We start from the raw sequence: 10,028 nt of genomic DNA, 5'->3' as shown, positions 1-10,028 counted from the left end.
CTACTCCACCGGCTCCGCGGTGGTCACGCGGTGCAGGGCGAACCGGCGGGTCGCGTCACCGTCGAGCGCGGCGAGCTGCCCGTGCCGCACGGACTCGGGCACCACGACGTGCCGCGTGAACACCCCGTTCGCGTCGACGTACCCCAGCCGCACCGGTGTGCCCTCGCCCGCCGCGGACTGCAGCAGCGCCATCAGCTCCGGGCCGGACGTGCGGGGACCGTCGTCCGACGGGGCGTCCTGCCGCCGGATCTGCACCGCCGCGTCGGCGAGCTGATCGAGCGTGGGCTGTGCGGCCGGGGGACGGGGGCGCGGCGAAGGCAGGCGGATCGCGGCGGGCCGCAGGTCGACGACGACGCCCCGCGAGTCCTCGGCGGCGGCGTTGAAACCGGCGGCCGCGAGCCCTGCGACCAGATCCGACAGCGGGACCTGGGCGATGAGCACCGTCGGCGCGACGGCCCGCAGCGCGAGTGCCTCCGCGGCAGGGGAGGAGAGGACCGCGGCGACGAGCGCCGGATCGTCGGAGCGCAGGAAGGAACCGGCGACGCCCGCCCGGAGCGCGCCGTGCCGCCGCGCGACGTCGTCGACCAGGTACGTCAGGCCCTGCGGCACGGGCGTCACCGAGTGCGCGACGAAGAAGGCGTGCACCTCCGCCGACGTGCGGCCGGCGTCGAGCGCGCGGCGCACCGAGGCGTCCGTGACGCGGTACACGGCGGCGCCGCCCGCCGACTCGAGGTCCGCGACCAGGGCGACCGCCGCCGCGAAGTCGTGCGTCGTGGGCCCGGGGATGGTCAGCGTCAGGTCGGCCTGGAGCAGGAACTCCTCGACGGGCTTCGGCAGCGCCGCGGCCATGGCCTGCGCGGGGTCGGTGGTGCGGGCCGCGCGGCCGGCGTACGTGAGGGCGCCGCCGGCGACCAGGCCCACCACCTGCGCCTGCGCGACGATGTCGGCGACCGCGTCCAGCGTGAGCCGGCGGTACCAGGACGGGTGCGCGAACCTCGCCGCCGCGTGCAGGTCCGGGAGGGTGGGCGCGGTTCCCGCCGGGGCCTGGGCCAGGGCGTTGAGCACGGCCGCGCGGTCCTGCGGGGCGACGGTGCTGCGCGCCGCCCGGTGCAGCGGCCCGACGATGCCCTCCTCGCCGCGGGTGCCGATCAGCGCGGGCTGCCGGCGCAGTTCCAACCAGGTCCGGGCGAGCAGGGCCCAGCGGTCGGCGGGCGCGGCGCGCAGCCACTCGTCGACGGCGACCGTCGGGGCGAAGACGGAATCCTCCTCGCCGTCGAGCTCGCCCTCCGCGATCAGCGCGGCCGCCGCGAGCAGTTCGAGGAGCAGCGCGGCGCGGTCCTCCGCGAGGCCCGCCGCCTTCGCGACGCGGCGCAGCTCGCGGATGCCGATGCCGCCGGCCTTCACCCGCTGCGCCGGGACCGCGCCCAGCACGTCGAGCACGTCGTCGGCGTGCCGCAACAGCTCCAGCGCCGCGACCGCGCCGGCTCCGTCGGCGCCGGGGACGGGCGGACCGTCGAGCACGGGCGGCTTGAGGGAAGCACCCAGGGGGAGCTCGCCCCGCAAGCGAGCGCGGACCTCCCACGGCAGCTCGACGGTCTGGTGGTCGACGCGGGCGAGCAGGCCGGAGGCGAGCATGCGCTGCACCGGGTGGTCGGGGGAGGTGCCGGGGCCCGCCGCGGCGGTGCGGCCCAGCGGAGAGCCCTCGGCCAGGCGGTCCAGCAGGGCGCGCTCGTCGGGGCCCGCGGCGGCCAGGGCGGCGTCGATGGCGTCGAGGTCCGGCGGCGTCGTGAGCTGGGTCGAGCGCCACGGCAGCGCCTCGCGGGCGGCGGCCGTGGTGTGCAGGACGTCGTCGCCCCAGGCCAGCGCCAGGCCGCGGAGCTTGTCCGCCGACGCCAGCACCTGCTTCTTCAGCGCGCGGCCACGGAGGCGGCGGGCGAGGGCGTCGGCGTCGAGCGGCTCGGCGAGGAGCAGCTCGAGGACGGCCAGGTCCGGCAGGGTGAGGCGCTCGGCGACGCGGCCCAGCGACGACGGGCTGTTCAGGCGGCTCGCCAGCACGGCGAAACCGGCGGGGACGGGCGTCGCGACGTCGCGCCGGGCGTCGAGCAGCGCCGCGATCTCGGCGTCGGTGCGCTCGCGCAGCCACGCCGCGGGCCCCGTCGACGACGTATTACTGCTCACCGATACAGCCTAGACACCGGGGCATGTCAGAATAGCGGCGTGTCTGAGACCTCGAATGCGAAGAAGCCCGGCTACGTCGACAACGGCTGGCCGCAGGCCGCCGACGGCCACGCCGAGCACGCCGTGAACGAGCTGGCCGCCCCGGTGGTCGGCGCGATGTCGCCGTTCGGCGAGCTGGAGTTCCCCCAGCAGCACATCCCGTACGTGCACCCGTCGACCCGGATCAACCGCTGACCGACAAGCTGACACACGTCGACGATGCGGGTGCCGCCCGCATGGTCGACGTGTCCGGCAAGGCCGTCACCGCCCGCACGGCGGTCGCGGCCGGGACCTTCCGTACCACCGAGGCCGTCGTCGTGGCGATCGCCGACGGTGCGGTCCCCAAGGGCGACGTGCTCGCCACCGCCCGCATCGCGGGCATCATGGCGGTCAAGCGCACGGCCGACCTGATCCCGCTGTGCCATCCGCTGCCGATCTCCGGCGTGACCGTCGACCTGGAGCCGTCGGGCGCGGAGATCGCCGTCACCGCCACCGTGCGCTGCACCGGCCGGACGGGCGTCGAGATGGAGGCGCTCACGGCCGTCGCGGTGGCCGGGCTGACCCTGCACGACATGGTCAAGGCCCTCGACCCCGCCGCCGTCATGACGGACGTCCGCGTGCTCACCAAGGACGGCGGCAAGACCGGCCACTGGGAGAGATCAGATGACTGAACCGCTCCGCCCGTCCCGCGACCGCTGCGCCACCGTCGTGGTCGCCTCCACCCGCGCCGCCCTCGGCGAACGCGCGGACACCACCGGGCCCGCCATCGCGGCGTGGCTCGGCGAGCGCGGCTTCGAGGTCTACGGGCCCGTCGTGGTGCCCGACGGCGAGGAGGTGGGCGCCGCGATCCGCTCCGCCGTCCGCCGCGGCGACGCCGTCGTTCTCACCACCGGCGGCACCGGGCTCACGCCCTCCGACCGCACCCCCGAGGAGACGCGCGGGGCGCTCACGTTCGAGATCCCGGGCCTCGCCAACGCGATCCGCACGTCGGGCCTGCCGGACGTGCCGACGACGGTGCTCAGCCGCGGGCTCGCGGGCGTCGCCGGCTCATCGCTGGTGGTGAACCTGCCGGGCTCGTCGGGCGGGGTCCGCGACGGCCTCGCCGTGCTCGACGGCGTCCTGGCGCACGCGCTGGACCAGATCCGCGGCGGCGATCATGGCTGACAAGCCCGCGGCGGAGGTCGTCTTCGCGCGGGTGACCGAGGAGCCGATCGACCTGGCCGCCCACGAGGCGGCCGTGACGCGGCCCGAAGCCGGCGCGGTCGTGGGCTTCATCGGCGCCGTGCGCGATCACGACGGCGGCCGCGGCGTGACCGGTCTGGAGTACTCGGCGCACCCCACCGCGGAGCGCGTCATCGCGGAGGTCGTGCAGCGCGAGGCGGACGCCGCCGAGGGCGTGCGGGCGGTCGCGGTGTCGCACCGCGTGGGTCCGCTCGCGATCGGCGATGCGGCGCTCGTCGTCGCGGTGTCGGCCGATCACCGCGCGGCGGCGTTCGCGACCTGCGCGCGGGTCGTCGACGCGGTCAAGGAGGCGCTGCCCGTGTGGAAGCACCAGCTGTTCCGGGACGGAACAGACGAGTGGGTCGGCAGCGCGTAGCCGCCGACCCACTCGGTGCCGGTTCTCGTTACGTGGTCACCGGATCCGGGCCCGCGCCGACCTTTGTGGGGCCGCACGAGCTCGGGTGATCAGGGGGCGCCGAGGCGCCCGGGGCGACCGACTGGCTACCGCCGGTGCGTTGCGGGGACGACGGGGCGGACCGGCGTGACGCCGGAGCCCGGGACGACGATGCCGGGGATGCCGACCGAGGCTGTCAGGCCCTGCGCGCCGATGCCGTTCGTGCCGACGCCCGCCGCGCTGCCGATGCCGCGCGCTCCCGCGCCCGTGCCGACGCCGTTCGTGCCGACGCCCGCCGCGCTGCCCACGCCGCGCGCGCCCGCGCCGTTCGTGGTGACGCCGCCGGTGCTGCCGATGCCGTTCGCCGTGGCGATCGGGAAGCCCGTGCCGCCGACGACCGGGATCGCCGCGCCGCCGATGCCGGCGGGGATGGCTGCGCCGCCGATGCCGGCGGGGACGGCCACGCCACCGATGCCGGCGGGGACTGTCGCGCCGCCGATGCCGGTGGGGACGGGGACGCCGCCCACGCGACCCGTGGGGACGTTCGGAGCGCCGGTGCCCGCGGGAACGGCCGCGGCGCCGGTGCCGGCGGGGCGGGTGGAGCCCGTGGCGGCGGGGACTGTCGCGCCGCCGATGCCGGCGGGCACGGCGACGCCGGCGGGAACGGCCGCGCCGCCCGTGCGGCCACCGGGCGCGACGACGCCCGTGCCGGTTCCGACGCCGCCCAGGCCGGGGACGGCCACCGCGCCGACGCCGGGGACGTTCACGGCGCCGGCGCCGCCCGGCACGCCCGCGGGCCTGGCTGCTGCGGGCTTGGTGGGCGCGGGCTTCGCGGCCACGGGCTTCGCGGGCGCGCCCGGGGTCGGGACGGGCACGGTGGGGCTGCAGGGGCAGCCGGGGGCGGCTGCGGCGGGAGCTGCGACGACGAGGCCCGCGGCGGCGATCAGTGCGCTGACCACGGCGACTGTGCCGACGGCGCGCGAGGAGCGGTGGCGAGCGATCATCGGTAGCTCTCTTCCCTGCTGAACTTTGCGTTCACGAATACGACCGATGTGAACCTAGCAGATCGTGTGCGAATGCAAAACATTCTGTACCCGTGGTCCTCGGGTGTCGTCGTGCGCGCAGGATTTCGGGCCGAAACGCTGAAAGGGGCCGCCGGGCGTGATGCCGGCGACCCCTCTCGGGACGTACGTGGTGCGGGTGGGCTCAGTAGCCCTTGGCCGCGGCCTGCTGCAGCATGGCGAGCACGGCCGGGTCGACCTGCTGGCCGCCGCTCTGGGCCTGCGAGATGACCTGGTTGATGTACTGCGAGTTGACCGACTGGCCGGCCTGCGCGACGGGCTTCGCCGCGGGCTTGGCGACGGGCTTCGCCGCCGGCTTGGCGACGGGCTTGGCAGCGGGCTTCGCGACCGGCTTGGCGACGGGCTTCGTCGCCGGCTTGGCGGCGGGCTTGCTGACGGGCTTCGTGACCGGCTTGGTGGCGCCGGTGTCCGTCGGGGAGACGGTGCGCGGGGTCGGCGAGCCGAGGCCGGTGCCGCAGGAGGGCCATGCGCCCTTGCCCTGGCCGGCGAGGACCTTCTCGGCGATCGCGATCTGCTGCGCGCGGCTGGCCTGGTTGGCGGTGGGGGCGTACTGCGTGCCGCCGTACGAGGCCCAGGTGGACGGGCTGAACTGCAGGCCACCGTGGTAGCCGTTGCCCGTGTTGATGGCCCAGTTGCCGCCGGACTCGCACGCGGCGACGGTGTCCCACTGGGAATCGGGGGCGGCGTTCGCGGCGGGGGCGGCGAGCGCGAGACCCGCGCCACCCAGCATCGCGCCCGCGGCCGCGATCTTCGCGGCGCTCAGGCTGGTGGTGGACTGCTTGCGGTGACGACCGGTCATCGTGTGAAGTCTTTCCTCTCTACGCGCGTGCGAAGTTAGCTGTCGGGTTCGAGCGAGAGGCTGCTCGGCCGGTTGCCCGGCTTGACCCCTAGGGCGTGTGCCCTGCGGCCTTGCGGCCGCGGATGGTTCCTCCGCCTTCGTCCAGGTGTAGATCGTGGTGCATTTCCCGAATCGGACGCTGGACGAAGCTCTGCGCTGCGGACGATCGGGTGGCTGCTGCTGCGGCCCTCAGCGACGGTAACAGAACCCGCCCCGTGGCCCAACCGTTACCGGACCGTGATTTTGCGATGTGTGACTGATGTCACTCGGTGTACGCGTACGGATCAGCCGCCGGCGAACGGCGGCAGCACGTCGAGCATCGCGCCGGTCGCGGGCGCCGCGACGTCCCGCACCGCCACCTCATCGAGCAGGAAGCTGCAGCGCGTGAGCACGCGGCCCAGCTCGGGGCGGCGCGCGGCGAGCAGATCGGCGACATCGGCGACCGTCGCACCGTCGGGCACCGGCACGGTCTCCTCCGGCACGCCGGCCGCGGCGCGCGCGGCGGCGAAGTAACGGATCAGCACCCCGTCAGCCCCCGATCGCGCTCATGGGACGGGCGGGCTGCAGGAAGGACGGGTCGTCGATGCCGTGGCCGGCCTGCTTGCCCAGCATCGCGGCGAGCCACGCGTCGGCGATCTCCTCGTCGGACGCGCCGCCGCGGAGCAGCGGCTTGAGGTCGGTCTCGTCGGCGGCGAACAGGCAGGTGCGGATCTGGCCGTCGGCCGTCAGGCGCACGCGGTCGCAGTCGCCGCAGAAGGGCCGCGTGACCGAGGCGATGACGCCCACCGTCGCCGGACCCCCGTCGACCAGGAAGCGCTCGGCGGGCGCGCTGCCGCGCGGCTCGCCGTCGGGCGTGAGGGTGAACTCGCGGCGCAGCTCGGCCAGGATGTGCTCGGCCGTGATCATGGTGTTCCGGTCCCAGGTGTGGTCGGCGTCGAGCGGCATGTGCTCGATGATCCGCAGCTCGTAGCCCGCGTCGAGGCACAGCTGCAGCAGGGGGCGCGCGTCGTCGAGCCGCCCGGGGCCGAGGACGGCGTTGACCTTCACCGGGGTGAGGCCGGCGTCGGCGGCCGCGCGCAGGCCGGCCAGGGCGTCGTCGAGGCGGTCGCGCCGGGTGACCTTCGCGTACGCCTCCCGGTCGACGGTGTCGAGGGAGACGTTCACGCGGTCCAGGCCGGCCCCGGCGAGCTTGGCCGCGTGCCGGGCCAGCGACAGCCCGTTCGTGGTCAGCGAGATCTCGGGCCGCGGCTCCAGCGCCGCGGCGTGCGCGACGATGCGGTCGAGGTCGGCGCGCAGCAGCGGCTCGCCGCCGGTGAATCGGATCTCCGTGATTCCGAGGTCGCGGACGCCGATGGTGATGAGCCGGTCGACCTCCGGCCCCGTCAGGACGTGGTCGTTGGCGAGCCAGGGGAGGCCCTCGGCGGGCATGCAGTAGGTGCACCGCAGGTTGCACCGGTCGGTGAGGGAGACCCGGAGGTCGCGTGCGACGCGCCCGTAGCGGTCGACCAGCGGCCTCATGGCCGGGGCTCGCCGTCTCCGGCGCGGCCGCCGAGGATCACCGCGACCACGCCGACGAGGAATCCGACGGGCGCGAGTGGCGTGAGGGCGTACACCCAGGTGGGGGCCGTGGTGCCGTCCGCGAGGAGCGGCGTCAGGAAGAGGGCCGCGATCGCGATCAGCCCGATCGCGAACAGCGCGATCGCGGCGGAGACGGCGACGGAAACGAACTTGCCCATTCCTCTAGACTAGTCGCAGTGCGTCCCGCCGTTCGCGGGGCGCGTTTTGTTGTTCTTAGTGCAGAGCGGGTGATGACGGTGCCTACCGGCAAGGTCAAGTGGTACGACACGGACAAGGGCTTCGGCTTCCTCTCCCAGGAGGGCGGGGAGGACGTGTACGTCCGTTCCTCCGCGCTGCCCGACGGTACCGACGGGCTCAAGCAGGGGCAGCGCGTCGAGTTCAGCATGGCCGCCGGACGTCGCGGCCCGCAGGCGCTGACGGTGACCGTGCTCGAGCCGGCCCCCAGCGTCTCGCGCGGCGCCGCCGCGGGCGCCCAGCGCGGCCGTCGCCCGGCGGCGAACCGTCGGCCTGCCGAGGACCTGAACGTGCTGATCGAGGACATGATCCAGCTGCTCGACGTGGGCGTGCAGCCCGAGCTCCGCAAGGGCCGTTACCCGGACCGCAAGGCCTCCGAGCAGATCGCCAAGGTGCTTCGCGAGATCGCCCGCGAGCTGGACTCCTAGGTCCCCGCTCCGGCCGCTCGGGTCGCCAGCAGCGGCAGGAAGCAGTCGTCCACGATCTCGGCGATGTCCTCGGGCGGCACGGCGCGCAGCGTCATCGCCATCTGATGGCGGACCAGGTCGGCGGGGAGGCGCACGATCCGGTCGGTGACCCGTGCCGGGTCGACCTCGCCGCGCTCGACGGCCCGGTCGACGGCCTCCTGCATCGACCCGGCACGCGGCCCGACCATGAGTTCGCGCACGTCCTCGGGGGAGTCGCCGGACTCGGCGAAGAACCCGCCGAGGCGCGTCTGCAGCAGGATCATCAGCTCGACGCGGTGGTCGGACATGGCGGTGAGGAGCGCGATCGCGTCGCCGCGCAGGGAGCCGGTCGCGGGCGCCGGTGCGACGGGGGTGCCGCCCAGGTGCGCGAACGCGGCGCGCAGCAGTTCCACCCGGCCGGGCCAGCGGCGGTACAAGACCGACCGCGACGTTCCGGCGCGGGCGGCGACGGCCTCCAGGGTGAAGTCGCCGTAGCCGCGCTCCGTCAGCTGGTCCCACGCCGCGTCCAGGATCGCCTCTTCGAGCGCCGCGCCGCGTCGGCGGGTGCGCGGCGCATCCGACTTTGAGTCCACTTGCGTATCTTATCAACATGGCGCACATTAGATACGTGACTGTATCTAATGTGGCGACCTCGACGCGCTCGATGCGCGCCCTCATCGCAACCCTCGTCGTCGGCGTCTTCGCCCCGATCCTGGACACGACGATGCTGACCATCGCGGTGCACACGCTGGTGCTCGACCTGCGCGCCGACATCGCCACCATCCAGTGGGTGAGCACCTCCTATCTGCTCGCGCTCGTCGTCTCGATCCCGTTGTGCGGATGGCTCGACGCCCGCCTCGGGGGCCGGCGCCTGTGGGTGGCGGCGCTCGTCGTCTTCGCCGTCGGCTCCGCGCTCTGCGCCGCGAGTTGGAGTCCGGTGAGCCTCATCGTCTTCCGCACGCTGCAGGGCGCCGCCGCCGGCGTGCTGATGACGAACATGCAGACGATCGCCGTGCGCGCGGCCGGCGGCGGCTCGGTCGCGCGGGTCACCGCCGCGCTCGGCGTGCCCATCGCGCTCGGGCCCCTGATCGGCCCCGTCGTGGGCGGCGCGCTGCTGCACTGGGCGGACTGGCGCTGGATGTTCGCGATCAACGTCCCGCTGTGCCTGCTCGCCGTCGTGGCGGCGCTGCGGGTGCTGCCGGACGATGCGCCGACGAGCGCCGTTCCGCCGCTGGACCGCACCGGCCTGGCGCTGCTCGCGCCCGGGATCGTCCTCACCTTCTACGGGCTCGCGGAGCTGGCGGAGCGCGGCACGTCGGGCGTCCTTCTGCTGTTCGTGGCGTCCGGGGCGGCGCTGATCGCGGCGTTCGGGGTGCATGCGGCGCGGGTGGGGGACCGCGCCCTGGTGCGTGTGCGATTGGTGCGCATCCCGACCGTCGCCGCGTCGACGCTGGCGAGTCTCGCTGTGGGCGGCGCGCTCATGGGGACGATGTTCCTGATGCCGCTGTACTGGCAGACGGTCCGCGGCGACGGCGCGCTCGCGACGGCCCTGCTCCTCGCGCCCCAGGCCGTCGGGGCGTTCGTGCCGCGGTTCTTCGTCGGCGGGCTGGTGGACCGCTTCGGTCCGCGTCCGGTGGCCGTCTCGGCGATCGCGCTGATGGCGGCCGCGACGGTGCCCTTCGCCTTCGTCACGGCCGGCACGAGCCCGGTCGTGCTCGCGCTCGTGCTGTTCGCGCGCGGACTGGGCCTCGGCGCGGTGCTCGTCCCGATCCTGTCGTCGGCGTACACCGGGCTCTCGCGCGATCAGTTCCCGCACGCCTCGATGTTCACCCGCGGCGCGCAGCAGCTCGGCGGCGCGATCGGCGTCGCGGCGGTGGCCGTCGTCCTGCACGCGGGTCTCGCCCACGGCCCCGCCGAGGCCGCGTTGCACCCGGCGTTCTGGGTGATGGCGGCGGTCACCGTGCTCGGCGTCGTCCCCGCACTCCGCCTGCCGGGGCGGGCGGACCGGACCGGGTGAG

The 10,028-nt window shown here is 74.9% G+C and carries 13 protein-coding genes and 1 riboswitch; of the genes, 6 read left to right on the top strand and 7 right to left on the bottom strand.

Translation table 11 applies throughout. From position 1 onward, the window contains the following. Complete coding sequence (locus ACLQ3K_RS11415; RefSeq protein ID WP_425999357.1) at positions 1–2,178, bottom strand: helicase-associated domain-containing protein; 2,178 nt, start codon at positions 2,176–2,178, stop codon at positions 1–3. A 39-nt stretch (positions 2,179–2,217) separates the two neighbouring features. Here ACLQ3K_RS11415 and ACLQ3K_RS11410 point away from each other — a divergent pair, with 39 nt between their 5' ends. From ACLQ3K_RS11410 to ACLQ3K_RS11395, 4 genes are read left to right on the top strand one after another with little or no spacing between them, the layout of a single operon-like run. Beyond that, positions 2,218–2,412, top strand: coding sequence for a hypothetical protein (locus ACLQ3K_RS11410; RefSeq protein WP_224646928.1), 195 nt, complete (start codon positions 2,218–2,220; stop codon positions 2,410–2,412). A 41-nt stretch (positions 2,413–2,453) separates the two neighbouring features. Continuing rightward, positions 2,454–2,888: a cyclic pyranopterin monophosphate synthase MoaC gene (moaC, locus tag ACLQ3K_RS11405; RefSeq protein WP_255603337.1), complete on the top strand. Its 435-nt coding sequence runs from the start codon at positions 2,454–2,456 to the stop codon at positions 2,886–2,888. Continuing rightward, on the top strand, positions 2,881–3,381 hold the full coding sequence (locus tag ACLQ3K_RS11400) for a MogA/MoaB family molybdenum cofactor biosynthesis protein (protein WP_224646929.1): 501 nt from the start codon (positions 2,881–2,883) through the stop codon (positions 3,379–3,381). Before moaC ends, ACLQ3K_RS11400 begins: the two co-directional genes overlap by 8 nt. After that, positions 3,374–3,814 carry a molybdenum cofactor biosynthesis protein MoaE gene (locus ACLQ3K_RS11395; protein ID WP_425999354.1) on the top strand — a complete coding sequence of 147 codons (441 nt, stop codon included), beginning with the start codon at positions 3,374–3,376 and terminating at the stop codon, positions 3,812–3,814. The genes ACLQ3K_RS11400 and ACLQ3K_RS11395 overlap by 8 nt, the downstream gene beginning before the upstream one ends. Before the next feature lie 125 nt (positions 3,815–3,939). Here ACLQ3K_RS11395 and ACLQ3K_RS11390 read toward each other — a convergent pair whose 3' ends face one another. The 5 genes from ACLQ3K_RS11390 to ACLQ3K_RS11370 all read right to left on the bottom strand — a co-directional run bounded on the left by ACLQ3K_RS11390 (position 3,940) and on the right by ACLQ3K_RS11370 (position 7,488). Continuing rightward, positions 3,940–4,836 (bottom strand): hypothetical protein, encoded by an 897-nt coding sequence (locus ACLQ3K_RS11390; protein ID WP_425999352.1) that lies wholly within the window; start codon positions 4,834–4,836, stop codon positions 3,940–3,942. Between the two features lie 202 nt (positions 4,837–5,038). Further along, on the bottom strand, positions 5,039–5,713 hold the full coding sequence (locus tag ACLQ3K_RS11385; protein WP_425999350.1) for a transglycosylase family protein: 675 nt from the start codon (positions 5,711–5,713) through the stop codon (positions 5,039–5,041). Positions 5,714–5,723: 10 nt separating this feature from the next. Next, a riboswitch (cyclic di-AMP (ydaO/yuaA leader) is annotated at positions 5,724–5,885 on the bottom strand. A gap of 151 nt (positions 5,886–6,036) precedes the next feature. Beyond that, positions 6,037–6,276 (bottom strand): MoaD/ThiS family protein, encoded by a 240-nt coding sequence (locus tag ACLQ3K_RS11380; protein WP_425999348.1) that lies wholly within the window; start codon positions 6,274–6,276, stop codon positions 6,037–6,039. Between the two features lie 4 nt (positions 6,277–6,280). After that, positions 6,281–7,270, bottom strand: coding sequence for a GTP 3',8-cyclase MoaA (gene moaA, locus ACLQ3K_RS11375; RefSeq protein WP_425999346.1), 990 nt, complete (start codon positions 7,268–7,270; stop codon positions 6,281–6,283). Continuing rightward, complete coding sequence (locus ACLQ3K_RS11370) at positions 7,267–7,488, bottom strand: hypothetical protein (RefSeq protein ID WP_224649984.1); 222 nt, start codon at positions 7,486–7,488, stop codon at positions 7,267–7,269. The genes moaA and ACLQ3K_RS11370 overlap by 4 nt, the downstream gene beginning before the upstream one ends. 78 nt (positions 7,489–7,566) lie before the next feature. Between ACLQ3K_RS11370 and ACLQ3K_RS11365 the strand changes: the two genes are divergently transcribed. Further along, positions 7,567–7,992: a cold-shock protein gene (locus tag ACLQ3K_RS11365; RefSeq protein WP_308011470.1), complete on the top strand. Its 426-nt coding sequence runs from the start codon at positions 7,567–7,569 to the stop codon at positions 7,990–7,992. On the opposite strand, the gene ACLQ3K_RS11360 is transcribed toward ACLQ3K_RS11365, so the two are convergent. Beyond that, complete coding sequence (locus tag ACLQ3K_RS11360) at positions 7,989–8,603, bottom strand: TetR/AcrR family transcriptional regulator (protein ID WP_224649987.1); 615 nt, start codon at positions 8,601–8,603, stop codon at positions 7,989–7,991. The genes ACLQ3K_RS11365 and ACLQ3K_RS11360 overlap by 4 nt on opposite strands. A gap of 17 nt (positions 8,604–8,620) precedes the next feature. On the opposite strand from ACLQ3K_RS11360, the gene ACLQ3K_RS11355 reads away from it, so the two are divergent. Further along, positions 8,621–10,027 carry a DHA2 family efflux MFS transporter permease subunit gene (locus ACLQ3K_RS11355; RefSeq protein ID WP_425999343.1) on the top strand — a complete coding sequence of 469 codons (1,407 nt, stop codon included), beginning with the start codon at positions 8,621–8,623 and terminating at the stop codon, positions 10,025–10,027. Position 10,028 lies beyond the last annotated feature (1 nt).

The organism is Tsukamurella sp. DT100 (assembly GCF_049844855.1).
Classification (GTDB): domain Bacteria; phylum Actinomycetota; class Actinomycetes; order Mycobacteriales; family Mycobacteriaceae; genus Tsukamurella.
Note: the sequence above shows the minus strand (reverse complement) of the source record. Positions and strands in the feature narration are given on the sequence as shown.